23 protein-coding genes and 1 pseudogene are annotated in these 23494 nt (G+C 62.3%); 10 read left to right on the top strand and 14 right to left on the bottom strand.

Going from position 1 to position 23494, the window contains the following annotated elements; translation table 11 throughout:
- A partial coding sequence (locus tag GV044_RS22445) for a hypothetical protein (RefSeq protein ID WP_236555137.1) occupies positions 1-215 on the top strand: 215 nt, incomplete at its 5' end.
- Positions 216-342: 127 nt separating this feature from the next.
- Here GV044_RS22445 and GV044_RS19970 read toward each other — a convergent pair.
- From GV044_RS19970 to GV044_RS22440, 3 genes are all read right to left on the bottom strand, one after another.
- Positions 343-603 carry a hypothetical protein gene (locus tag GV044_RS19970; RefSeq protein WP_159874195.1) on the bottom strand — a complete coding sequence of 87 codons (261 nt, stop codon included), beginning with the start codon at positions 601-603 and terminating at the stop codon, positions 343-345.
- A gap of 182 nt (positions 604-785) precedes the next feature.
- On the bottom strand, positions 786-977 hold the full coding sequence (locus tag GV044_RS19965) for a hypothetical protein (RefSeq protein WP_159874193.1): 192 nt from the start codon (positions 975-977) through the stop codon (positions 786-788).
- Between the two features lie 628 nt (positions 978-1605).
- Positions 1606-1755: a hypothetical protein gene (locus GV044_RS22440; protein ID WP_236555136.1), complete on the bottom strand. Its 150-nt coding sequence runs from the start codon at positions 1753-1755 to the stop codon at positions 1606-1608.
- Between GV044_RS22440 and GV044_RS21970 the strand changes: the two are divergent.
- A pseudogene (locus tag GV044_RS21970) lies at positions 1742-2331 on the top strand (integrase core domain-containing protein). The gene GV044_RS22440 and the pseudogene GV044_RS21970 overlap by 14 nt on opposite strands.
- A gap of 411 nt (positions 2332-2742) precedes the next feature.
- On the opposite strand, the gene GV044_RS19950 reads toward GV044_RS21970, so the two are convergent.
- From GV044_RS19950 to GV044_RS19935, 4 genes are all read right to left on the bottom strand, one after another.
- A complete protein-coding gene (locus GV044_RS19950; RefSeq protein ID WP_159874191.1) occupies positions 2743-4512 on the bottom strand; it encodes a hypothetical protein in 1770 nt (589 codons plus the stop codon).
- Positions 4513-4601: 89 nt separating this feature from the next.
- Positions 4602-5426, bottom strand: a complete 825-nt coding sequence (locus tag GV044_RS19945) for a class I SAM-dependent methyltransferase (protein WP_159874189.1) — start codon at positions 5424-5426, stop codon at positions 4602-4604.
- 68 nt (positions 5427-5494) lie between these two features.
- Positions 5495-6490, bottom strand: a complete 996-nt coding sequence (locus GV044_RS19940) for an AraC family transcriptional regulator (RefSeq protein WP_159874187.1) — start codon at positions 6488-6490, stop codon at positions 5495-5497.
- 444 nt (positions 6491-6934) lie between these two features.
- Positions 6935-7354, bottom strand: a complete 420-nt coding sequence (locus GV044_RS19935) for a MerR family transcriptional regulator (RefSeq protein WP_159874185.1) — start codon at positions 7352-7354, stop codon at positions 6935-6937.
- 73 nt (positions 7355-7427) lie between these two features.
- Here GV044_RS19935 and GV044_RS19930 point away from each other — a divergent pair, with 73 nt between their 5' ends.
- The 3 genes from GV044_RS19930 to GV044_RS19920 all read left to right on the top strand — a co-directional run bounded on the left by GV044_RS19930 (position 7428) and on the right by GV044_RS19920 (position 9479).
- The gene (locus GV044_RS19930; RefSeq protein ID WP_159874183.1) at positions 7428-8204 is read left to right on the top strand and encodes a glutaredoxin family protein; all 777 of its coding nucleotides are present in this window, start codon (positions 7428-7430) and stop codon (positions 8202-8204) included.
- A gap of 307 nt (positions 8205-8511) precedes the next feature.
- Positions 8512-9243 (top strand): Crp/Fnr family transcriptional regulator, encoded by a 732-nt coding sequence (locus GV044_RS19925; protein WP_159874181.1) that lies wholly within the window; start codon positions 8512-8514, stop codon positions 9241-9243.
- Positions 9244-9245: 2 nt separating this feature from the next.
- Positions 9246-9479 (top strand): hypothetical protein, encoded by a 234-nt coding sequence (locus tag GV044_RS19920; protein WP_159874179.1) that lies wholly within the window; start codon positions 9246-9248, stop codon positions 9477-9479.
- A gap of 909 nt (positions 9480-10388) precedes the next feature.
- On the opposite strand, the gene GV044_RS22930 is transcribed toward GV044_RS19920, so the two are convergent.
- Positions 10389-10844: an META domain-containing protein gene (locus GV044_RS22930; protein ID WP_159874177.1), complete on the bottom strand. Its 456-nt coding sequence runs from the start codon at positions 10842-10844 to the stop codon at positions 10389-10391.
- A 168-nt stretch (positions 10845-11012) separates the two neighbouring features.
- Here GV044_RS22930 and GV044_RS19910 point away from each other — a divergent pair, with 168 nt between their 5' ends.
- The gene (locus GV044_RS19910; protein ID WP_159874175.1) at positions 11013-11486 is read left to right on the top strand and encodes a hypothetical protein; all 474 of its coding nucleotides are present in this window, start codon (positions 11013-11015) and stop codon (positions 11484-11486) included.
- Between the two features lie 599 nt (positions 11487-12085).
- Positions 12086-12904, top strand: a complete 819-nt coding sequence (locus tag GV044_RS19905; RefSeq protein WP_159874173.1) for an endonuclease — start codon at positions 12086-12088, stop codon at positions 12902-12904.
- Between the two features lie 211 nt (positions 12905-13115).
- Here the strand turns inward: GV044_RS19905 and GV044_RS19900 are convergent, their stop codons facing one another.
- The 5 genes from GV044_RS19900 to GV044_RS19880 form a co-directional block, all read right to left on the bottom strand.
- Positions 13116-13982, bottom strand: coding sequence for a hypothetical protein (locus tag GV044_RS19900; protein WP_159874171.1), 867 nt, complete (start codon positions 13980-13982; stop codon positions 13116-13118).
- An 83-nt stretch (positions 13983-14065) separates the two neighbouring features.
- Positions 14066-15760: a hypothetical protein gene (locus GV044_RS19895; RefSeq protein ID WP_159874169.1), complete on the bottom strand. Its 1695-nt coding sequence runs from the start codon at positions 15758-15760 to the stop codon at positions 14066-14068.
- A 10-nt stretch (positions 15761-15770) separates the two neighbouring features.
- Positions 15771-17045 (bottom strand): hypothetical protein, encoded by a 1275-nt coding sequence (locus GV044_RS19890; protein WP_159874167.1) that lies wholly within the window; start codon positions 17043-17045, stop codon positions 15771-15773.
- 391 nt (positions 17046-17436) lie between these two features.
- Positions 17437-17628, bottom strand: coding sequence for an SOS response-associated peptidase family protein (locus GV044_RS19885; RefSeq protein ID WP_371741658.1), 192 nt, complete (start codon positions 17626-17628; stop codon positions 17437-17439).
- Positions 17629-17772: 144 nt separating this feature from the next.
- Entirely contained in the window at positions 17773-19152 is a 1380-nt protein-coding gene (locus GV044_RS19880; RefSeq protein WP_159874165.1) for a transposase, read from the bottom strand.
- Positions 19153-19208: 56 nt separating this feature from the next.
- Between GV044_RS19880 and GV044_RS19875 the strand changes: the two genes are divergently transcribed.
- Positions 19209-19352 carry a hypothetical protein gene (locus GV044_RS19875; RefSeq protein WP_159874163.1) on the top strand — a complete coding sequence of 48 codons (144 nt, stop codon included), beginning with the start codon at positions 19209-19211 and terminating at the stop codon, positions 19350-19352.
- Positions 19353-19361: 9 nt separating this feature from the next.
- Positions 19362-19685, top strand: a complete 324-nt coding sequence (locus tag GV044_RS19870) for a hypothetical protein (protein ID WP_159874161.1) — start codon at positions 19362-19364, stop codon at positions 19683-19685.
- A gap of 40 nt (positions 19686-19725) precedes the next feature.
- On the opposite strand, the gene GV044_RS19865 is transcribed toward GV044_RS19870, so the two are convergent.
- Complete coding sequence (locus GV044_RS19865) at positions 19726-20277, bottom strand: hypothetical protein (protein ID WP_159874159.1); 552 nt, start codon at positions 20275-20277, stop codon at positions 19726-19728.
- Between the two features lie 553 nt (positions 20278-20830).
- On the opposite strand from GV044_RS19865, the gene GV044_RS19860 reads away from it, so the two are divergent.
- Entirely contained in the window at positions 20831-21772 is a 942-nt protein-coding gene (locus GV044_RS19860; protein WP_159874157.1) for a lysozyme inhibitor LprI family protein, read from the top strand.
- The last annotated feature ends 1722 nt before the right edge of the window (positions 21773-23494 follow it).

Here is a 23494-nt window from a genome sequence, read left to right as displayed (position 1 = left end):
CCGATCGCACTAACTCGCACCTTCTGCGGTCGGGACGCAACCAAGGCGCTAACACCTGGTCTGCTGCTTTGCCTGAACATTCCGGTAGCGAGATCGAAGTCCTCTATGTGGGTCTCGCACATTCTTGTAACTATCAGCCATGCGAAATTCCATGTCAGCTCCGGGCGAGCGACTTGGAAACGGCGCTAGAGGCGGACGAGACGCTCGACATCTGAGTGCTGGGGCTCGTAACGATCACATCCGAGGTCACGTCTGAGCTCGCGCGTGCTGCCATTCAGGGATCAACGTACTGAGGGCGCTCCACGCTACCCCGGCAGTTAGGGCGCCCCTTGCAAACGCCTCTCAGTACTTTGCAAGGCCTTCAGGATGTCCGCCGATGCGATAGCCAGGGGGTACGCCTTGGCCGACACCGCCTGCGGCCGAAGGGAACGGCATGTCACCTTCTATCCGGCCGACGGCGAAGCCGTTTAGCCAAGCGGAACGGAATGAGGATCGAACATGATTGAACGGGCAGGCAGCCACCGTGCTGCGGCGATCTAAGCCTGCAAGTCGTCCATTGCAGAACGCATCATCTAAACGCTCGAACTCGCTGCTCTTGCTCATATGCACCCTCACCGGTGCAACATGCAGCGAAAAGGTTAAAGACTCATCGCGATCGCTTGCGGGCCGGCCCGAGGCGACATGCTGCACCGACCGAGTTGCGGCCGTCCAGACCCACATTTCTACTCGCCCGCTTCGGTCATCCGTTCATCTTTCCACCATGCGCGTTCGAATGTTGAAGAGGCTTAGACCGGACCGAGGGAAAGCTTTGTCCCTCTTCGCATCAAAGCTGCTGCGAGGGATACCGGGACGTTCTCGGCATGGCCGGTCATAAACAGGATCTTTAGATCCGGCCGCAGCTCTTTAGCCGCGTCGGCGAGCTGGCGGCCGTTGAGCCCGGGCAGGCCGATCTCGGCAATGAGCGGATAGATTTGCAAAACTTCATTGAAGAAGCGTTAGGCCGGTTGGACCGTCAACTGCCTTGATCATGCGATAAGTGGACATAGGGTGGTCCTTTCACGATCGACAAAGTTTTTGTAGGCGGCAGGCTATGAGTGAACCGGATACTCCTTCCACAGGCGCAGCTCAGTTGCCGACCGCTCACCCTCGCATACGGGAGGTTCATGCTGAAGGCCGCGTGTTCTCGTCGATCTTGGAAGCTGCACGCGAGCTAGGCGTTACCCCAGACACGGTACGCAGCAGGATTAAGCGGGCGGTCGCCAGTTACGCCTTTGGAGGTCCGAGAAAGCCTCAAGCTGGGCGCTCAACACGATTGGACGGCCGGCCGGTCGTCATTGCGGGAGTGCGATAATCTACGATGAAAGCGGCGGCGGCGCAGCTAAACACCGACACCAGCACCATCAGGCGGAAGATAATGCAGGGGATCGTTGGCTACTGGTACGAGGACGAGGGGCAGCGCTTAGACTCTCGACGAGACATCAGGCGACCGATTTTGGCCGATGGTAAGCCATACGAAAGTATTGCCGCTGCCGCACGGGAATTGCGGCTACCCCGCCCCACGGTTCATGCTCGAATAAAGTCCAAAAAATTTCCAGACTACTCTTATCAGAAATAGGGGAAGTTGATGCACACGTTGCGATCGAACACATCAACGTACATGTCGCCGGTTTCGGTGATGTAGTCCTGTACAAGCGACGGCGATTTCGTCGAGGGCCGCACCCACGATGGCCGCAAGTTCCGCATCCTGTCGATCATAGACGAGGCCAGCCAGGAGTGCCTGGCCCTGCCGGTGGCACGGCGGCTCAGGAGCGAGGACGTACTGGCGGCCCTGGCCGAGCTGTTCGTCACGCGCGGCCCGCCGGCGCACATACGGTCAGACAATGGCCCCGAATTTATCGCCACGGCCGTCCAGCAATGGCTGGCCAGGACCGGCGTGAAGACGCTCTACATCACGCCGGGTAGCCCGTGGGAAAATGGCTACTGCGAGTCCTTCAACGGCTCATGCGCGACGAGCTGCTCAACGGCGAGATCTTCTACACGCCGGCAGAAGCCCGTATCCTGATCGAAGCCTGGCGGCGGCACTACAACACCGTCAGGCCGCATAGCTCGCTCGGCTATCGGCCCCCGGCCCCGGAAACGGCAACGCCGCCATGGCCGCCCTCTGGTTCCGCTTCGCTCCACCTGCGACCGGCCATGGCGCCGGAAGCAACATTGCACTTACAATCAAACCGGACCACTCGGTGGGGGCCGATGAGCCCCACGAACCCAGAACCGGTCACTCAGCGGCACTCGACGGCCTTCCAACATTTGGCACCCGTTCATGGCACCTGAGGGCTACTTTCCGCCGTTCTCTCAGCAGCCCGGACGAATTGATCTGAGTGGGCAAGCGATGGCAGCCTCCTGATGTCACGCTATTCGTGTGCCTCCTGAAACTCGATGTTTGTCAGCGCATACACAACCCTTGCATGAGGCCGTGCGAGTGGAACTGAGCGACAACTTGGTGAGCTCCTCCCGATCCCCGCTAGTGGTCGCTCAGATGCCGGCGACACGATCTACGCTGGGCAGTACGCCCTTGCATCGAAAGCCAGAGCGGGTCGTAGAAGTCGCTCGATGGCTTCCGCCTGCTGGACCAGGCCCGTCACCCTTTGGCGCCGAGGTTGCTGGACCGCCTGCCTCCAGCGATCAGCTACCGCCAGTCGAACGCTCGCCGCTCGTCTGCGGACGTAGCAGAGCCGCGCGTGATCAGAGCCGTTCCATGCTAAGCCACGACCTATCTCCGATCCAAGTCTTAGCGAAGGATCTATGCGCTGCAGCCGCCTCGGCTCTGTGTCCTGCTGCGGCTTCGCTGCGGGACAGCCCATACAGCGCCCAGCCATTATGCGGAGCCCTTACGAGCGTGGCCCGGAAAGCCTGATTCGCCTCTTCAAAGCGGCCCGCGAGGAACAGCGCTGCGCCAAGAGACTGCTGCACAGGATAGGACCAGTAGGGAGGTTCGTTGTAGGGCAGACGGCTCTCGATCAGGGCCGCGTCCCGAAAGCGTACGATCGCATGATCGTACCGTCCTTCGTGCACCGCAAAGCGCCCGCGCGCCACGGCTTCCGCCAGCGAGAGTAGGTCGAGCGCAGGGACACCCTGCTCTACCATGGTCGCTAAGCGGCCGGAGCGCTTCAGTGCAACGATCGCCGCCAACTCCGCTTCGAAGGAGGTGCGATCCTTGTTCTGCGCGTGAGCGATCGCTCGCGCATAGTGCCGCATCCCCACGGCATAGGGGAGCCGCGGATCGGCCGTCGGAAGCGCAAGGATGTCCTGCGCCCGCGCGAACTGAGCCATGGCAAGGTATGGCGCGGCGTCGATCGCCTGGATCCAGGCAATGCGGGCCGACGTTGCCGGGTCCAGGATGGTCCTCAGACGACGGCTCTCGCGGATGGCGGTGCGCATGTCTCCCGCCATCTGTGCCGAGGTCACAATGAAATGGACGTTGTGCGGATAGTAGCCGTAGCGCACCAGGCTGTGGTCGTCGGTCTTGCGCAGGTAAGCCTCATCCGCGCGTGCGGCAGCCACGTTCACCTTGATCGCATCCGCGTAGCGTCCTCGCCCGTAGTAGATGTGCCCCGGCATGTGGACGAGGTGCCCCGCGGTTGCCGGCCTGGTCCGCGTAAGCCGGTCAGCGGCCGCTTCGGCCCGGCGCGGATCGCTGGCTTCCATCAGGTGGATGTAGAGGTGGGCAGCTTGCGGGTGATCGGGATTGCGCGAGAGCACCGCCTCGACGAGAGCCACTGCATCGCCGATCCGCCCAACGGGAGTCAGCTTGTCGCTTTCCCAATAGTTCCATGGACTTGTATCCATGACCGCTTCGGCGGCCAGCACGGCGACATCGTCGTCGAGCGGAAAACGACGGGCAACGGCCAGCATCGCATCGGCATAGGCTCGGTCCAGCGCAGCGCGATCGCTCTGGGCATCGCGCGAGTAGCGTAGCGCTACAGCCTCGATCAGCGCGCGTTCAAGCGGCGTAGCTCGGTCCCGCAACGACATCGCCCGGTCCACTGCGTTGAGCGCGGCGCCGCGATCGCGCTCGTCCATGGGCGCGTTGATGTTGGGCCCAAGCGCGACCGCTTCGCCCCACCAGCACGCCGCGCACTCGGGGTCCAGACGCTGTGCCTCGCGAAATGACCGCACCGCGCCCGTGTGGTTGAACCCGTATGTAAGTAGAAGGCCTTGGCTCATGTAGCGGCGGGCCAGAATGTTACGCGTACTCGCGGGAAAGCGGGAACCGGTGAGATCCTTGAACAACGGCATCGCCTTGTACCGGCTGATCGGCGTCGCCGCAGCAGCAGATGCCACGAGAATATGCCTGGAGAGAGGCCGCGCCATCTGCCGCGGACCGCAGAGCACACCGCCCTGGTCCGGGTCGAGCGCAGAAAGGAGCGAAGAGGAAAAAATTGCCGGCGGGGAGAAGCTGGCGAGCAAACCTCCGGCGCTCACCAACATCGCAGTCCTGAACAGACGCCCCATCGATCGCGCCGGCCACGACGAAGATCGGACCGTCGGGCCTGGAGTGAGAGCACCCGCCCTCCCCCGTTCGCCAGCCACTAGGGTAAGCCCTAGCATTGGACCGTAACGCGCAGATATGTGGCGCTTACCTCGGTGCGGGTCGGACCGCCGCGGTTCTGGGCGTCAAACAACGCAGCCAGTTTCTCTTGCAGCTCGGCCTCGCGACCTTGGCCCCGGGCTGCCTCGAAGGCGTTCATCGTGGGTCCGTAATACTCGCGGAACAGGGCTAGGAATGCGGCAGGCGAGCCGGGATAGCGGAAGGTGTAGCTCGACCGCTGACAGGTGATGGCTTCCGGAAGGATGCCGGCCGCTTGGAAGCGCTCCTGCACGTTCTCCTTAAGTCCCCAGCTTACCGGACTTACGAAGCCGGGAGCCGGCTTGGGCAAGTAGCTGGCGCAAATGCCGAGGATGCTCGCGATGAGGGTCGGGTCCCCCGGAATCCAGTTCCCCATGACGATGCGGCCGCCGGGTCGGGTCACGCGCACCATCTCGCTGGCAGTGTCGAACGGGCGGGGAGCGAACATCGCGCCGAACATGCTCAGGACTAAGTCGAAGCTTTGATCGGCGACGCCGTGGAGGGCGGACGCATCGCCCTCTTCAAAACGTAGCTGCATCAAACCGGCAGCGCGCGCACGCGCATTGCCGGCGGCGACCAGATTGGCCGCGATGTCGACGCCAAGAACGTCCGCTCCGGCCCGGGCTGCAGGTAGTGCGGTCGTTCCATCGCCGCATCCCAGATCAAGAACCTTCATTCCGGGTCCTATGCCGAGCTGACGGACAAGCTCCTCACCGCTGTCCCGCATCGTTTCGGCGAGACGCGTGAAATCTCCCTTCTCCCAGAGAGCTTTGTTCGGATTCACGGTGAGGACAGACATAGTGGTGCTCCAATGATTTGGATGGCGCGGGTGCCTACTGCGCAGCCCAGTGAAGAGATATGACCGCGCTACCGGAAATGATGATCAAGCTCCCGGACCTTGTGTTCACCCTGGGCCAGAGACCTGGCATCCTCCTCCATTCTGCGTCTCCAGGCGGCGGGAGGCTCGCCGAAGTGACGCTTGAATGCCCGGCTGAAGGCAGCTTCGGAACCGAATCCCACTCTGTGCGCGACGATTGCAGTTGTGTTCTCGTCCTCAAGCAGATGGTTGGCGGCCACCTGCATGCGCCATCGCGCGCAATAGCGCATGGGCGGCTCGCCAAGCATGGCGATGAAGCGTTCTCCCAGTATCGTGCGCGAAACGCCCGCCTCCTTGGCAAGCGCGTCGAGGCTCAAATCCTGGCCATAGTGCATGTGGATGGCGGCGAGCGCTTTCGCCATAATCGGGTCGCGCAGAGCAGCCAGCCAGCTGCCATCCGGCGCATCTTGCTCGTAGCGCTTGACTGCCTGCGCGAACAGAAGCTCCGAAATCTTGGCGACGGTGGCCGGACTGTTCCGCCACTCCCGAGCGGCGATGCTGAGCGAGCTTGCGATCCAGTCCACCGCAAAGGTGTCGCAGCTGACCAGCAACATCGACGGGAGGGCCGCGAGGAGCGGATGAGCACCGGTGGGAACACCAAGCCATCCACAATAGAGCTGCGTCGGATCTCCTCCGAAGTCCATGACGATGCTGTTGACGGCACCGTTCGCGCCTGGTCCGACATACTCGGCCATGTCGGTCGGCTCCAAGCCCGGTGCGGTGAAGAGTAGGTGTGCCTCGTTGCGGGGGAACAGGATGAGCGACCCCTCGCTGACCTCCGCCGCGGCTTGACCAGGTAATTGTGCGAAAACACGACCTTTTCGAACGAAATGGTAGGAGATGATTTCACCCGGAATGGCGAAGAAAGGCGCGCAGTGCTCAGGTTTGAACTGCGAGACCACACACCAATCACCCGTGGATCGTGCGTCGAAGACCACGCCGCCGTTCAGCTTCAATGACGAGAGGATACCATCGAGAACATCCAAGGCGCTCTCCTGCGCTCAGCGGTCATCATAGAATGACACAATAACTATTCTCCGCCAACATCCTGGCCAACATGTCTAACGCGAGCAAGTGTTAGTACCGCATCATATGCCGAACTGCCTGGCAGATGAAAGTTCAAGGTTCTGACCCAGGAGGTTAGTCACTTATCATCCTTTGTGCCGCTCGGCCCCCGGCCACACCCCAGCCTTCCAGGCGTGCAGCGAAGCACCTAGTTTGACCGAGACCCAAGTGCAGCCGTTCGGAGGCCCCTTCTTGCTTCCCAACTGCGGTCACTCGTTCACGTCATTTATCTGCTGCCTCCGCCAGATCGGTTGAGCCGCCTGGAAGCGGGTGAGCGCGGTGTGTTCGCTTCCGGGCGGCAGTCAGAGTAGCCGCCTTGTCGGGACTATGGTCAAAGGAAAAGCTCGCACTGCGGTCGCGTCACCCTAGACGGACTTGCTGCTGTCATCGAACGACGCGAGGATAGGGCAGGAATCGTCAGAACCGCTGCTACACTCGCGCGCGAGCCGTCGCAGTGCCGCGCGGGCCTTCTCCAGCTCTTCGATCTTCGCGTCGAGCGCAGCAAGTCGTTCCCTCGCCAGCTCCAGTGCCCTGGATCGATCGTGGGTAGCGTCGAGCGCGAGCAATTCGCCGATCTGCTCCAACGTGAACCCTGCCGCCTGCGCCGAACGAATGAAGCGCAATCGCCGTACATCTTCGTCGCCGTACCGGCGAACGCCTCCGTTCTGCCCCGAACTTCCCGGCCGTTCCGGAGTCTTCAGCAGCCCGCGGCGCTGATAGTAGCGCACGGTTTCGACGCTGACATCTGCCTCGCGCGCCAACCCTGCAATTGTTCGACTTTGCACCCTTGACTCCGTACCATGGTACAGACCCTATGTGGGTCGCAGCCCGTCCGATACCAGCCGAAAGCTGCTGCTCATGTCCGCGATCGCCGAACCCCGCCGTGCCACCCTGTACCGGATGGTCATGGATAAGCACGTCTGCCCATTTGGCTTGAAGGCAAAGGATCTGCTGCAACGGCAAGGCTACACCGTCGATGACAGGTGGCTGACTACGCGCGAAGAAACGGACAACTTCAAGGCCAAACACGGGGTCAAGACCACGCCGCAGACCTTTATCGCTGGCAAGCGGATCGGCGGTTACGCCGACCTGCGCCGCCATTTCGGGAAGAGCGTCGCAGACCCGAAGGCGACGACGTACAAGCCCGTCGTGGCCCTGTTCGCCATGACAGCGCTTATGGCGCTCGCGGCGAGCCAAGCCGTCTACGGCACGCCGTTCACAGTGCGCGCGGGCGAGTGGTTCATCGGCTTCAGCATAGCAGTGCTGGCGTTGCTCAAGCTCCAGAACGTCGAAAGTTTCGCGACGATGTTCCTCAACTACGACCTCCTGGCGAAGCGCTGGGTGCCGTACTCGTACATCTACCCCTTCGCAGAAGGGCTTGCCGGCGTGCTGATGATCGCGGGCGTGTTGACAAGTGTGTCAGTGCCCGTCGCGCTGTTGATCGGGACCGTTGGGGCCGTGTCCGTCATCAAGGCCGTCTACATCGACAGGCGTGAACTGAAGTGCGCATGCGTGGGTGGCTCCAGCAACGTGCCGCTAGGCTTCCTGTCTCTGACCGAGAACCTGATGATGATCGCTATGTCGGTCTGGATGGGGGTAGCAGCGCTCGGCCTGGTGAGTGTCGCGCACCTCTAGTACCGCGAGCTCGATCTTTCCGGTGCCCCGCGATCTGGGCCGTTCGATGCGATCGTCGATCCGCGGAGACGCACCCGTCCAGGCGGCCGTGAAAGCTGAACGGCTAACTCGGCGGCGTAGCCCGCCCGGCAGCCCCGCGGCCGAGCCACCCTAACCGGCCCCCCATCGGAAATCAGGCCTGCCCACAAGCTGCCATCTGTTCATCGCAGCTCTTGGAGACAACAACCTATTCGGTCCGCGCGTCACTGTCGTGAAACCATTCGAGCTTGACGGCATTTGTCATCGACGCAGTTCAAGGTGAGGAGCGATGTCGATCAGCCCAGATGCGCCGTTCGGGAGAGTGATCCGCAAGCTGGAACGTCTGGTGCAGCTCGGACCGGCGGAACGCGATGCCATCCAGTCGCTGCCATTCAAGAGGACCGACGTGCTGCCCGGTCACTACCTCGTGCGCGAGGGGCAGGTTCCGGTTGACTGCTGTATTCTGCTGAATGGCTACGCCTGCCGGCATAAGACAACCAGCAGTGGCGGCCGCCAAATCGTTTCTTTCCACATCCCCGGCGACATCCTTGATCTGCAGCACGTGGTGCTGCCGCGCGCGGATCATAATGTGCAGACCATCTCAAGCGCGACGGTAGCCTGGGTGCCCGCAGCGGAGATCAAACGGCTTGCTCTCGCAAATCCGGTAATCAACGAAGCGCTTTGGCGAGATGCACTGATCGATTCTTCGATCTTTCGAGAGTGGGTCCTCAACGTTGGAAGGCGAGACGCAAAAGCACGCATCGCGCACATGCTATGCGAGTTTGCTGCCCGTCGGCAGGCGGCGGGGCTTGGCTCGACAGAGCGCTTTGAGCTTCCGATGAGCCAACAGCAGATCGCGGACGCTACAGGCTTGACGACGGTGCACGTCAACCGGACCTTGTTCGAGCTTGAACGCGAGGGCGTGATCAGCCGAGACAAGCGCCATGTGGAGATCGCAAACTGGCGGCTGATGTGCCAGGTCGCTGACTTCGACCCCGCCTATTTGCACGCGGCAGTATGACAATGGCCTTCGTGTACCAGGAAGCTCGTCTTGACACAGACGCCCCGGACAATGACGGGATGCTAGCCTTTCGACATGGACGCCTGGTTGCCGTCCTTTCGCGGCTCAGTTCCATCCACGACGAGGCCGAAGGGCGATGGTTCGTCGAAGCTCTCTTCCGCGATTGCTCGATCTTGGAGCCGCCCACTTTTGTTGATTTGCAAGCATTTGAGGCGTGGATGCTCGGCGCTGGCTGAAGTAGGTGAGGTGCTGCCTTTCCGAACGACCTATATGATTGGCCCCTACGGCATGCTCCGCCAACAGGCGGTTTTCCGTCGTCCCCGCATCAGATCGACGGCGCCGAGGCCGTGACGACGAGAGGGAATCCCGCGTCCGAAAACCACCTGGTCCTCGGCAGTAGCTTGCCAAATAAAGGGTGGAATGTGCCTCTAATCTCGACGGTGACGGAGCGGCTGGTTCGTTGCCCGTAACGGCAAGTTGCACTCAATGATGGCTCCGGATCGCCGTCGCACCGGAGAATTCGGCTTACGACTACATCCTCGGTTGGCACTTGGGCTGTTTGCGCGACCTCCCTCGCGAGGTAGGCATCAGCCGTGGCGCTACCGCCCGTCGAGTGCGCCCGTTTTGCAGCCGCGCCGGCGATCGCCTGTAACTGGCCTTTCAATTGGAACGCCTGGACCGTATCAACGGTCACCAAAGTTGCCATGCTCAGAGCCGCCACGCTGAAGACGAGCGGCACCGTTCCAAAGCCTCGTTGATCTTTAATCCCCAACAAGTGACCAGCAGCCTTCCGCAGCGGCACGATGCCAGCGATTCGCCGGGGGCAATATACCGCGCCGGTAAACAACCGCCTTATCGCGGGCGCCAAGTGGTCGATCGATGAGCGATCACGGCGCTAATCACAAGCTTCGCCCGATCAGGCCCAGCTCAACCCGAGGCCCAAAGGGGCGCTGGCGCGAGCTTCCGGTCCGCCCTGGGCTGCACGGACCCACAGATGGACATTCAGACCGCCCTGCCCGCTTCCCAACTTCTTCCTTCCATTCATCTCTGAACGACCGACCGCATTGGCCGAGCCGACCCTCTCGTCCAGCCATGCAAAAGGGTGGAGAGCGGACTGGCCGCTCGCAGCGGGTGTGCCGTTCTGGTCAGTGCCGTTGGGATATCAGCCGCAAACGTGCAACGCTTCCGTCGCTTGCGCGGATGGTAAGCAGCTTACCCGACCGTTCCCATCGTTGGGCTTTGCCCATCAGACGCCAGAAGCTTCCGGCAAAGTCGGTCCTGTCCCGTTCCGAACAGCCCATTGCGGTAAATATGATGGGGCCGCCAGTGCCCATGAATCCGCCCGCCTTCGTCCAGCGGACATAGGCTGAGCTGCCGCCGTTGCACTCCCATGTGCCTGCTATAGCCCCGTCCCCACCCATAAGTAGGGTGGCGGCAGGTGCTTTGGACCGGCGAGGAGCCGGCTGGTTGCCAACACTGACCACCTCCCATGTGCTGCCAGAAATCTGATCGTTGCTTCTTCCTCCCACGTGTCGGGCCGCCTGCGCGGGAAGCTGAGCAAGTGGGGTAGCGATTCCCAGCGCCAACAATCGGGTCAACATAGCGCTTGCTTTCCCGCAGTTCAGAGGCCGACGTTTCACAAAATTGTGTATCGCTCATGTCAACAGCGGAAGCTGGGGCGGCTCCTGCCGACCAGCTTTTGGCTGAAGATGGTGGAAAGCCGGCGCTCGGATGATAGGACGTTAGAATGGGCCTTATAGGAGCTTTAAGTGCGTCATGATCTCCTGGCCGTGCTCACGGCTTTGTTGCTCTCCCAACAAGTTGCAGCGCGACCTGCGATGAACCCTGAGACGCGCGCGGCCTTTCGCGAGGCAGTCGAAGATTATCAGATGTTCGTCGTCCCGCACTGTGCTCCGGAAGTGGTTCAAAGCTACGTGCTGGCTCGGGCCAATCGAGATCGTGCATTCCTACAATCTCTGCGCAGAACCGAGTTATACGCTGACTACAAGCAGGCTGTCGCTGATCGTGCGGCTAAAGACGCTAGAACGGTCTACGAGTGCTCCTTGCCACCGCCACCGCCGCCGCCGCCTGCTCCACCTGGCATGGTGCCAGCCCAACCCTCACCGGTCAAAACCGAACTCAGCCAACAGGACATGTTGATTGAGCACTCTGCACAAGGTGATCGCCACTTCAAGACCATGGTGCGGCTCCGTGATGCTCTTCTAGGATCAAAGGGCAAGTGACGTCCTCTCGTGGGCCAGGCCGCTGTGGAGCGGGAACGAGGGATAGCCGCCCTCCCCTGCGGCTGTTTCGAGCAGACCCATAAGCGGCCATTCGGAGGCTCTCTTTTGCTCCTCAACTTCTGCCATTTGTTCACGTGGGCCCCTGCCCTCATCCGGGAGACCAGCTCCGCCGGGCGGTACGACGTAAAGTGGGACTTTCCTGCCATTCCCCGGCGACCGGTTGAACGACAGGTCTTGGGTCGGGTGCTGCCGTGACCGAACATCGCACCGGGGGACGCCCCATCTCTGTCGTCCGATCACGGCTGAAGCATCCTTGTTCGGGTACAGAACGCAGTGACCGGTGCTGGAAAATGTTCGGCGAAGTAACGGCGTTCAACTCACGACCGAACCGTTCGACGATATGCCGCGAACCCTCGACGTCCTGATGGCACGACCCAGTCATGAACCGTAGCCCTCGCGGTCTCGAACGCCGGCTGCGTAGGCGGATCTGCGCTGGCTCGGTGCCAGACCTGCTTCATTATCACGATCGGCCGGACGTCGGCAGTGGCGCGCCTCCCTGGCATAACGCCGGCCTCGCGACCGATCGATAAGGCGCGCGATTGATCGCCGACCCTCCCAGCGCCACAAGGGAGATGACCTTCCGCCCAATCACGCATCTCGCCCTTTCCCTTTTCCTTGCCGCCCTCGCCGCCTGCACCTCGAGTCCACGCCCTGGCCCCGACAGCGCCACCCCTGCCCGGCACTCCGCTTCCGCCCGGCCGCTCAGGCTGGCCAGCTGGAACCTCGAATTCCTCGCCGAAAAGGATGGTGCCGGCTGCGAGCCGCGCCGGCCCAAGGATTATCAGGCGATGCGGCGGATCGCGGACAGCCTCGACGCTGATGTCGTCGCCTTCCAGGAAGCCGAGAATCCGGCGGCGGCGGCTCGCGTCGTCGATCCGGCGCGCTACAGCATCGTCATGGAGAACCGGCCCGGCGCCGTGAGTGGGACCTGCGGCGGTCGCCATCCCGACAAGCTCTTCATCCGGCAGGCGGTCGGCTTCGCCATCCGCAAGGGGCTCGCTTTCGAGCGGCATCCCGATGTGACCTCGCTGGAGGTAGGAAACCCGCAACTGCGCTCGGGGATTGATATCACCCTGCGGGCCGCAGGGCACGGGCCGATCAGGCTGCGCGGCGTCCACCTGAAATCGGGTTGCTTCGAGGGCACCGAGAACAGGGCCTGCCCGGCCCTTCTCCAGCAGTTGCCCGCGATCGAGGCCTGGATCGATGCGGCAGCCAGCGGCCCGATACGATTTGCGGTGCTCGGCGACTGGAACCGCCGCCTCGCCGTGCCCGGCGATCCTTTCTGGTCGGAACTCGACGACGGCCAGCCTGCCAACGCAAGCCTGCGCCTCGCCGACATGGGCACGCTCCCCGGCTGAGACCCGCGCTTTGACAGCTTCATCGATTACAACGTCCTCGACCGGCGCGCCGGGGCCGACCTCGTCGCCTCCACCGAGACCCGCTATGCGGGCGGCGAGAAGCATTATCCGATCACTGTCCGATCGCGGTCATCCTCAACCGTTAGATCGTGGATTCCGTCGAGCGGCAGCGCGGGATCTCGCCTTCGGACGGGCCTCGCGTCGTGTCGCGTCACCCATGCGACAATGGCGAAAGCAGCGCCGAGCCGAGCATCGCGAACAGCGTCATCAGGACCGCGGCGAGCAAGGCGAGAGACCGCACGGGCTTTTCCTTCCAGGGCAGCACGAACAGCAACACCTTGACGATCCGCCGACTGGTCGGTGTAATCCCCAGCACGCGAGCGAGAACGCCGATCAGGAGCGGCAGGGACGACGCTGCGACCGCGTAGACATAGACGCTCGTCAGGTTGCGGAAATAGCCGGCGTTGACGAACGTCGGGAGCAATGCCTCGAAGGCCATCTGCGCGCTCCCTGCGAACGACCCGAACGCAAAGGCAAACCCGACCCAGATGACAGCGCTCAGCGCGATGAAGAGAATTTCGCGCGTGACGATGTCGAAGGCCAGATAACCGAGACAGGCGATGGCGCCGCTGCTGGTCAGGCGGCCGACATAGTAGCTGTGCGGCAGCAGCCCGATGGCGTTGACGAGAAAGATCTTGAGGAAGCCGTCGAGCAGCAGCTGCGACAGAAAATTGTTCCGCGCCTGCTCGCCGGACGTGAACTGGATCCAGAAGCCTCCGGTCTTGGAAAAGTAGATGATCCCGACCGAGAGCGTGCTCAAAAACGATATGAGGAGGACGCGGATCAAATAGGTCGAAATGGCCTTCCGCCAGGGCAGATATGCGTCGAGCATGTCGCGAAGACCGTCGAGCGCCTGGCGAGTATCGGCTGTCGCGCCGCCAGAGACCGCTTTGACCAGTTCCTCTCTGGCGTCCTTGGAGACCAGATCGTCCGCCTTCCACCAGAAAAGCGGCGCGATCACGATGAACGTGAAACCTTGGGCCAGCAGCGAGGGAATTTGCCGAAACAGCTCGTCCATGGTCGCCTTCATTCCCGTCGATCGGGCACCGCCCTTTGTCGATCCTCCCGACCCGCCCAACGTCCGAGTGCGCCGATGCGTGGCTAGGGTTGCAGGGCGGCTTGCGCCTTGTTCAATGCGACCTGTGCATTGATCTGCGCGGCCTGGGCGTTGAGCAGCGACGTCTGTGCCGTCAAGGCGCTGATCTGGGGCGTTACGCCAGCCAGAGCTTCAGCGCTGGCTTGTGCTGTCTGCTGGTTGGTCAGCGCGGTCTGTGCGGCCGCCTGACCTGCCGGACCTGCCGTCTGCGCATTGGCCTGCGCCGTGGCCAGGTTGTTCGCCGCCGTGAGATAGGAGAGCTGCGCGTTGGCTTGCGCCGTCGCCTGCGCGGTCGGCGCCGCGGCCTGCGCGGCGGTAACGCCGTTCATCGCATTGATATAAGCGAGCTGGGCATTGGCAGCGGCCGTCTCCGCCGCAGTCGGCGCGCCCGCTCTTGCGGCGGCCAATGTGTTTTCCGCGGTCAGCTGGTCGGCCTGCGCCTTCGTCCGCGCCAATCGTGCCGCGGCGATCTGCCCTGGCAGATCGGCTGCGGTCGTCGCGACAGAGGCAAGGGAGCCGGTGGCCGCGGCGGCCGCCGCCACCTTCTCCGAGACCTGGGCCGATGTGGGTATGCCGTTGGCGTCGATCGCGATGACGCACGCCTCCGACTTGAACGTGCCTCCCGCGCAAGGGACGGTGTAGAGCCGTCCGAGTTGCAGCACGGCGACATCGGGTGCGATCACCAGCTTCGCTTCATCGGTCGGCGTCCAGCCGACTGGCAGCGTGGCATCGCACGCTTTAACGGTGCATGCGACGACCCGGCCGACGCGCGGCAGCCGCACGGGAACGCCGACCTCGGTATCCGCGGTTGCGGGCGCAACCGTCGGCACCGCCCAGCCGCCATCGTCCGCGCGGGCATAGATGGCCAGGTGGACATCGAACGCGGCCGTATCGACCGTGCCGGGCTTCTGTCCGGCCGGAACGACCCATGTGATCCATTTGTCCAGCACATCCTGAGGAAGCTTGAACGGCGCGGTCGTCTGGGCGACGTCGCCTTTGGGCGGCCAGTCGACCTTCTGGACGTGGGTCACCAGCTTGGTGAACGCCGCCAGCCGCGCCTGATCGGTCGTCAGAAGAGCCTGTTTGGCATTCAGCGCGGTATAGGCCTTGAGCAATGGAGCCTTGTTCGCCTTGTCCGAACCGAGCGCTGTCGTCAGCTGCGTGACGACCGTCGTTGCGGCAGCCACATCCGCCGTCTCTTTGTCGACGACATCGCTCAGTTCGTCCTTGCCCACTGGATGCAGTGCGTCGAGCGCCTTTTGCACCTTGTCCGAGCAGGTGAAATGGACGCCCGGCGCGGCGCCCATACTGATCGCCCCCTTGGCGATGGTGGTCGCGATATTGGCGATCACCTGTCCCGTCTGATCTTCGGAATGGGCGTTGAGCCCGGTGCTCGTGCCGTCGGCCGCCAAGGTCGAGGTGATGTCGCTGGTCGCCCAGACCCCGCTTGAATAGAGCGCATATTGCTGGTCGCGATCGAGAGTTTTTCCTGCCGTGGCCGCAACCGTCACGCTGCCGTTGAGGGCATTGTCGCACGATTTGATCTCGCGCGTGATTGTGATGCTGTACTGCGTCATCGCCAGGTTCCACGGCACACCCTTCGTGGGACTGATGCTGGTGTCGAGATGCGACACCTTGATGCTGGATGCACAGCCGGTCGCGAGCATGGACAGCAGAACGATCATGGGCACGCGCATCATGGCCAATCTCCTATGGATCAGGGTTTCGGGGTGTTTTGCCGGGGCGCAGCCGGCTGATCAGCTGCTCCGCAACGCCTTTGGGCTTGGCCGGAACGGTTGGTTGCAAAGCGGCGGGAAGCCGGCCGAAACGGCGGCCGTTGCGCCGAAGGTCTAGGTTGCGGAGCCGGGCCGCCATCTGCACTTGCGGAGTCTCGTCAGACCAGTGTTCATGGCCTCCCGCGTCGTCGAACCATGTCACATAGCCGCCGGGCCGCGGTCCGAACCTTTCCTGGGGTCGGCCCAGATGATTGAGCGTGGGCGATCCCCCCGGCAGGCCGAAGAACGCCCGATGGACGAAATTGCAGACCTTCACGCCCTTCGACAGATAGATGTCGGCCTGAACGGCGTCGCAGACTTCCTGCGCATATTGGACCGTCACGGTGGGGCCCCGCGGATGCGGACCATCCAGCTTCATCACCGCAGTCGGATCGGCGAGCAGCTCGAGCACCTCGTGCGACAGCATCACCGTCCAGTCGGCCTTATACTGCCGACAAACGTCGAGATAGACGAACCCCGACGCTGCTTCGCCCTGGGTCTGTGTATGATAGCCCGCCAATGTCTGCTGGCCTGCATGCGGATCGTGCGCCTTGTCGCCAAGGTAGATGGTCGCGGCGGCCGCCGGGCCGGCTGCCGGAACGCCGGGATCGACCCTGCGGCAGATCAATTTCGCCGATATGCCCCATTCTTTGGCGAACTCACCGCTCACCTGCGCCTGGATCCCGACGATCGCTGCCTCCAGCTCGGCATCGGGGATCGAGGAAAGATTGGCGATGACCAGCTCGGCCGGGGTGTGCTGTGCTGTCGCGTCCGCCGACGCGATCAGGGCCGCGTTGGTCCCTGCGGCCCATGGGAATATCGACCGCAACTGATTGAAGGCATAAGGTAGGAACAGCGCCGATCCCACGAGGAAGAATCGCCCGGCGGCATCGAGCAACTGGACGATGTTACCGCGGTCGCCGAGCGCGTCCATCAGGACGACATTGCCGATCGCCCAGAAAAACGCCGTCAGTATCACGGCACCGAGCGCACCGGTCACCCGGCTATAGCTGACCATGCCCATGGCATCCGGACTTTTGTCTTTCAGGACATCGCCGAGCCGCCGTGAAAAGGGGACTGTCGCAAGAACGCCAAGAATCGGGAGATTGAACGACAGCAGCACGATCCAGGTGCTGACCGTATTGGGCGGTCCAGCCCATATATTGTTGCCGGCTGCAATGGCAGCGGCAGCTACCGCGACTTTAGGCATACCCCCTCGCCACGCGCAATTCCCCCAAGAGCGGGAGATGGTGACGTAGCGGCACTTCCAGGTCAAGCGCCCGACGAGCGATTATCTTGGCGAATAAGAGTCTCAGAGCGCGCCATGCGCCGAACATTATTCATCCGAAATGGCGTGTTTCGAATTATAATCTATTTTATTGGGGTTTACGGTGTCGGGTCTGATGGTGAAGCGCGCCGGACAATTGAGGTTACGTAGAGCTACCGGGCGCGATCGATCCACCTTTTTTGACTATCGGCGCACCGGCACGAGGAGGCTTTAAGGGCGTCCCGTTTCTTCGGAAGCCAGATCTGCCCCGGCGAGTCGCTCGTCATGAACGTTCGAAACTCTCGTTGCTCATGAACAGATATCGCGCGCGCGATCACCCGACCCGGACGACGTCGAGGCTCCCTGCCGGCAGCGGCCGCAAGATCGACTTTGCCGGGACCGAGGGGTCGAGCCAGTCGGCCCAGTCGCGGCGCTCGAGGATCGCGATCTGCCGGTCGTGATAGAGCGCGATGTCGGGCCCCGGCTCCATCGTCAGCATCGTGAACTCCGTTATGTGGACAATCAACCTCTTTCACCACGCGCTTCGCGCCTGAGGGGCAGCCACCGGTAATTTAAAGAGCGACTGACATTGGGAGATGCCGTTGAAAAAGTCGCCTTCTCCGCGGAGCGAAGAGTGCTGATCGAGATGGCCGAGCAGAGTCGCCAGACCTCATGCCATCGCCATCTGCCTGGCGATGCTGATCTTTGCGAGCTCGCGCAGGTTCTGGGCGGCTGCGGCGAGGTGGAATTCGTCTCTGGCGCCATTGGGTCCGCGTAATCGCAGCCGATCGAGCCGCCTGATGCGCTTGAGGTGGGCAAACAGCATCTCGACCGTCTTGCGCTCGCGGCGTGAGGCTACCCATTCGTCCTCTTGCGATAGGGAGCGTGCCAGATCTCGGGCGCCCTCATGGATCGCGCGCGTGACCTTGCGCGCCGGCAGGATGGGTGTGCATTGCGGCTTGAGGGCGCAACTGGTGCAGTCCTGCTGCCGGGCTCGGTAGCGAATGAAGCCGTCCTGATCGACTTTCGGGCGCGGCGAGGCGAAGTTGCGGTTGCGCGGACGAAGTCGCTTGCCAGCCGGGCAGATATAGCTGTCATCCTCGTGATCGAAGGTGAAGTCGCTGCGCTCGAACGCACCATCACTCCGGGCGGACTTGTCGAAGACGGGCACGTGCGGCTCGATGCCACGTTCGTGGACGAGCCAGGCGAGCATGCCGGCAGAGCCATAGCCGGTGTCGCCGATCAGCTTGCGGGGCCATAGGCCATGGCGATCGGCGGCCCGCTCGATGATCCGTTTGGCGGCGGTCACCTCGTCCTGGCGCACCGCCGTGCTTGCCTCGACATCCACGATCACCGCATTGTCGACGTCGATCAGGTAGTTGGTGGCGTAGCAGAAATCGGCGCGGCCGCCGTGCGCCTGGGTATAGCGGGCCGCAGGATCGACCGGCGAAACCCGCTTGGGCTCGACCGGAGTTGCGCCGCCGAAAGCGGCATCGTCGAGTACGGCGAGGTACTCCTCGACGGCACGCCCTGCCGGAACAGCGCCAAGACCCTGCGTACCCTCAACATAGGTCTGCCGGTTGGCCTCGGCGCGGATCAGGCTGGCATCGACAGCGAATGCGTCGGCGCCGACCAGTCCTTGCTCAATGCAACGCCGCACAGTGGCCTCGAACAACTGGCGGAACAGATCACTCTCACGAAAGCGCCCATGCCGGTTCTTCGAAAAGGTCGAGTGATCCGGCACGTCGCCGTCGAGCCCCAGACGGCAGAACCAGCAGTAAGCCAGGTTGAGGTGCACCTCCTCGCACAGGCGGCGCTCCGACCTGATGCCGAAGCAGTATCCCACGATCAGCATCCGCAGCATCAGCTCAGGGTCGATCGAAGGGCGACCGATCGCGCTGTAAAGGCCGCGCAGGTGCTTGCGCATGCCCGACAGGATCACGAACCGGTCGATTGCCCGCAGCAGATGATCGGCCGGAACGTGTCGATCCAGGCTGAACTCGTAGAACAAGGCCTCCTGCGCCACTCGGCGCTCGCCCCGATCGCTCACGTAGCTGGCTGAGGTTCGGCGAAAAATCGACCTTCTACCCCACGAATGTCGTGGGCATGACGCCGCTCTTGCTCGCCAGCCTGCAGACCCGCGTCGATCTGTTTGCCCTTAGTGCCAAGGCCGATGCCGCCAGCCGGCTGGCGCGCAGCGAGCAACCCTTTAGCAGTGACTACCGAGTTCTCCTGCACGGCATGCGGTGACACGACGCAGTGGTCGTAACCTATTATCCGACCCGCCTGGAGATCACGGTTACGGATCGCGCCATCAGTGTCGGGGACATCGACACGAGCGGCGTCATCGCCTCCGTACAGGATTTCCGTAACGCCCAGGTATTCGTGTCACTGACTCCCACTGCCGACGCCTGGAAGGACACGCCTTGGTCCAGCTACGCGAAGATCGGGCCGAATATCCACCTGCAGAAAGTCAACATCCGGATCGGCGGCCGCGAGTTTCAGATCGACGGCAAGAGCATGCAGGCGGATCGGCTGAAGGGCGCCTTGCCGCTTTATGCGGGGCATTTCAGCGAGTCTTAAGCGAGCATCTCTGTCTTCGTTCACCGAATGTGAAATGACCTCAGCCGCGCCAGATCGCAACGCTGCTAATCGCGATGACCACGAGATAGGGAAGTGCCACGAAGGGCGCCCACATCCGCGTCGCGACATAGTAGATACGCATCGACGTGGGTACCGCATTCCACTCACTATAGACTTGAAATGGCACCATGTCCCCAGGCTCCTCGCCCCGATACCAGCGCTCCAGCTTCTCGACACGATAGGCGAGGTTCTTCTGGAAACCCTTCCAGATGCCCTCGAGCAACCACAACGATGCGGCGACCAGGATCGTCGCCCAAAGAATTGCGGAACTCGGATCCTTTATCCCAGCGACAATCCCGGCCCCGAGCAGCGGCGTCGCCAAAGCCTTCATAGAGAGCGCGCGCTGGTCGAACGCCTCGTACTGGTTCTGGACCAGCAGATACTCTGCCTTCAGATCATCGCTCCGCCGCGATGCGAGGACCAATGGCGCTGCGTCCGCAGTCTGGACATCATCTGCTTCCAGTTCACTCGCGACCTCGAGGGCAGGCGGCAACGCCTTCGGCCTTGCCCAAACAAAAAGCGCTTCGAACACAGATCCTCGCGTTGATCGCCGCTGCTGCATAAGCCCCCCAGGCTGCTTTCACAGGCTCTTGTGGACGAAGATAGCAGCTCCGGGCATCCCCGGCGTATACAAAGGTCACGCCGCCCTCCGAAATGGTCTCGCTCTCAGCGCACGAAGAGCCGTGACCGGGCTGGGCAAAGATTTCGGCTCCGCACTGCGCAACAGTCTCGATTTTCTCGCCGACGATCGAGGGGAGCGTTGAAGTCTGGCCGACTACCCCTCGCTTGAATGGCCGGCGTCAGGCGCTCTGCTGATGGTCCGATCCATCGAACTTGGACGGCCGCTCTCGCTAAGAGCAGACACCCGCGTCCGCTGCGGCGAACGGCAAGGATTGGTCGCGAGCTGCCGGCTCTGCTTTCCTTGAGCCTGACCCAGTGTCGGACGTTCATGCCTTCTCGCGCGCTTCTCAACATCGGACATCGTTCATCAGTTTCCAGCAGAAGCTACGCGCCGGGCGTCAGTCGACGCATTGGATGAAAAAATCCGGTTGGTGCCTTGAGGCAACGGGCACTACCTTGAGGGAATGGCACGGGACAAGCTGGCCGAGATCGCGGGCGTCCGCATGCGCGGCAAAGGGCTCGGCCACTCGCGGGGAATGAGCGAGATCACGGCGCTCGTGGACGGCTGGAATGGCGCCGCCTTCCGGGCTCCGCATCAGTTCATCGTGATCAGGCTCGTGACGATCCTCGAGGTCTTCACGCGGGAGTGGGCCGCTCGGATAATCGACGCCGGGGATCCCTACGCAACGCGCGGCGCGGATTTGGTCAAGGGCACGCTCAAGATCGACTTTGCGTTCGCGCGGGCACTGGTCGGCAGAGAAGTGTCGTTCGGTGAGCTCGTGTCGCACGAGCTGCCTGTCAACAACGTCGGTGACATCGATCGCGTCTTTTCAAGGCTGATGGACACGCCGCTCTTCGCCCATCTTCAGGGTGTGGTGGACCGCTCGGCCTTGAGGATAGGGGATAGGCCGTCGGAACCGATTATGCCCAACCCCGATAAGGTCCGTACGATTCTCGCCGGACTGTTCGAGCAACGGCACATCTTCGTGCATGAGCTGCCGGAGCAGCAGGAAGTCGAGGCCGGGGCCCTCGACGCATATATCCTGTCAACATCGCAATTCGTGAACGCGGCCGACGAGGCATTCAACACCCTCCTGTATGGCGACTACCCAATCACTCAGATCGAGATGAACGCCGCGGCGGCGGCGGATGCGGCGAAGGTGAACGACGAGCTCGTCGGGATCCTCGTAGCTCTCGATCCTGACGGAAAGGACGAGGGCCTTAGAGCTAGTCAAGCGGCATGGGAGGCCTATCGTGATAGGCAGGCTGAGTACCGATCTGGAATAAAGCGCCCTGGCCACGGCAGCATTGCGCCGCTGCTTTACAGTTCCGAGGTCGAGAAGCTTACCCGCGAGCGCGTCGAACTGCTCAAGTGGTACCGCGATCGCGAGGAAGGTGACATGTGACCTTTCGGATCGCGGTGAGAACGCGGCGCCCATCTGGCTCAGCGGCGCGGCCGGCCGGTGTCTATCCTGGCCTTCTTACGTGCGGTACGTTTGGAATTCTGGAGGTGAGGTCTCGACGCACATGTCGATCCGAGGACCCACAAGCGGTCACTCAGGACCACATGTCGGCTCCCCAACTTCGCCCGTTCGTTCAGGTCCGGCCCGAGCTGCGGTCAACATAACCGGCCGCTCGCGCGTTCCAAGGAGCGGTTGCAGTTCAACTTGCAAGCCTCGGCCGCGGAACATCTAGGCTTGTGTGAGTGAAAGGAAGGGCCGATCCGAAGACCAGCCCTGACAAAGTTTGGGAGAGGATGCCTGAATGGCTCATCTCTTATGCTGACGTAACGAAATGCTGAAGGTGCGAAGAACGCGAAACTGGGTTTCCGCTTTTGCAACGCCATGTAGCTGCACGGAACCGCCCGCTCTGGCCTCCGATCCGAGTCATGGCTTGCGTCGAAACGACCAAACCAAGGCGGAGATGCTGGTGACTAGCGTAGATAGGGCAACAAGGTAGGCAGGAACCATGGTCATCATCGGGCGACTCCTCTCTGCCCCCTCCTAACCGTTTTGGTTTCCTGTAGGAAAGTTCTTTCTGATGTGTGCAGCTGCAGAGCCGGCGGCTTGCAGTGCGACAGCGGCAAGCTGTAGCCGCGCTCCGATCCACAAGAGTTTATGTGCGGCTTCTTCCGGCGCGCTCAGTGCCGTAAACAGAGCCTACATTGGCCGCTTGGGTCGTCATCGGCGGCCAAAACGTAGACAACCTGCCCCCCGCGATCCTGCGGACCCACAACCCGCCACTCAGCGGCGCTAGCGCGCTTCCCACCAGCTACCGCTCATGCAGCTTTGCCGAGCAGATTGGAGGCGGCATGCAACGAGCAATGAACGGGAGAGATCGTGTGTTCTGGATGCCTTCAAGCCGGCGCGAGCGGCATTGCCGCTACAGTAACTTGCCGATAACCCACAGGCCGACAGCAAGGAGCACAAGCGCCGACCAGGCGATTGAGGTCTTCTGCCAACCGCGCAGCTGCCAACTCGCTAATTTCCCGCGCCTAGGTCCACTTCGCGGAATCGGCCGATAGCCCTTAAACTGCTGCTCGTTCTTCGGCGGACGCTGAAATTTGTGCACGCTACCCATGATCGAATCTTAGCTGGCGAGCCAGCGGAAGTCGAACGGATAAGGTGCAGAAGGACCGGCAGGTCACTAGCCTCGGTCAACTCATCGCTGCGCGGGATTGTGGGCGTGAGCCGCCGTGCCGCTTTCATGACGGCCCAGGCATGCTGCTTCACGGCGGTTTGGCCTCGACCCACAACGCGACATTCAGTGGCACTCGGACGCTTCCCACAACCTGCCACTTGTTCATCTTGCCCAAGGATTGTTGGGATTTACCCGCCGCGGTCGAAATATCAGCAGGAGCAGGTAGCCGCCTGCCCGCCTAGAGCACGCTGAATGTCTGGAGTGAAAGCGACGGCATCGACGCCCCTCGAGGGTGCTGTCATCTGTGGATGGCCCCTGCGCTGCAAGGGGGTAAATTGAGATGATGGTCGGATCTGTCGGAGTGCGGTCATCTGTCCGGCCTGTTGGCGCGGCGTATGATGGCCGCTGGCCCTGATGTTGTCCGCTGGCCGGGTCCCATTCAGTCTATCGAGCTCGAAGCTCCGACAGCACCTCGGGTTGTCCCTGCC

Source organism: Novosphingobium sp. 9U (genome assembly GCF_902506425.1).
Classification (GTDB): Bacteria; Pseudomonadota; Alphaproteobacteria; order Sphingomonadales; family Sphingomonadaceae; genus Novosphingobium.
This window is presented reverse-complemented; position numbering and strand designations above follow the sequence as displayed.

Excerpts from the sequence above, each read along its gene's own strand:
- GV044_RS19970 (WP_159874195.1), bottom strand. The coding sequence starts at position 603 with ATGAGCAAGAGCAGCGAGTTCGAGCGTTTAGATGATGCGTTCTGCAAT.
- GV044_RS22440 (WP_236555136.1), bottom strand. The coding sequence starts at position 1,755 with ATGATCGACAGGATGCGGAACTTGCGGCCATCGTGGGTGCGGCCCTCG.
- GV044_RS19950 (WP_159874191.1), bottom strand. The coding sequence starts at position 4,512 with ATGGGGCGTCTGTTCAGGACTGCGATGTTGGTGAGCGCCGGAGGTTTG.
- GV044_RS19945 (WP_159874189.1), bottom strand. The coding sequence starts at position 5,426 with ATGTCTGTCCTCACCGTGAATCCGAACAAAGCTCTCTGGGAGAAGGGA.
- GV044_RS19930 (WP_159874183.1), top strand. The coding sequence starts at position 7,428 with ATGTCCGCGATCGCCGAACCCCGCCGTGCCACCCTGTACCGGATGGTC.
- GV044_RS19925 (WP_159874181.1), top strand. The coding sequence starts at position 8,512 with ATGTCGATCAGCCCAGATGCGCCGTTCGGGAGAGTGATCCGCAAGCTG.
- GV044_RS19920 (WP_159874179.1), top strand. The coding sequence starts at position 9,246 with ATGGCCTTCGTGTACCAGGAAGCTCGTCTTGACACAGACGCCCCGGAC.
- GV044_RS22930 (WP_159874177.1), bottom strand. The coding sequence starts at position 10,844 with ATGTTGACCCGATTGTTGGCGCTGGGAATCGCTACCCCACTTGCTCAG.
- GV044_RS19900 (WP_159874171.1), bottom strand. The coding sequence starts at position 13,982 with ATGGACGAGCTGTTTCGGCAAATTCCCTCGCTGCTGGCCCAAGGTTTC.
- GV044_RS19895 (WP_159874169.1), bottom strand. The coding sequence starts at position 15,760 with ATGATGCGCGTGCCCATGATCGTTCTGCTGTCCATGCTCGCGACCGGC.
- GV044_RS19890 (WP_159874167.1), bottom strand. The coding sequence starts at position 17,045 with ATGCCTAAAGTCGCGGTAGCTGCCGCTGCCATTGCAGCCGGCAACAAT.
- GV044_RS19875 (WP_159874163.1), top strand. The coding sequence starts at position 19,209 with ATGACGCCGCTCTTGCTCGCCAGCCTGCAGACCCGCGTCGATCTGTTT.
- GV044_RS19860 (WP_159874157.1), top strand. The coding sequence starts at position 20,831 with ATGGCACGGGACAAGCTGGCCGAGATCGCGGGCGTCCGCATGCGCGGC.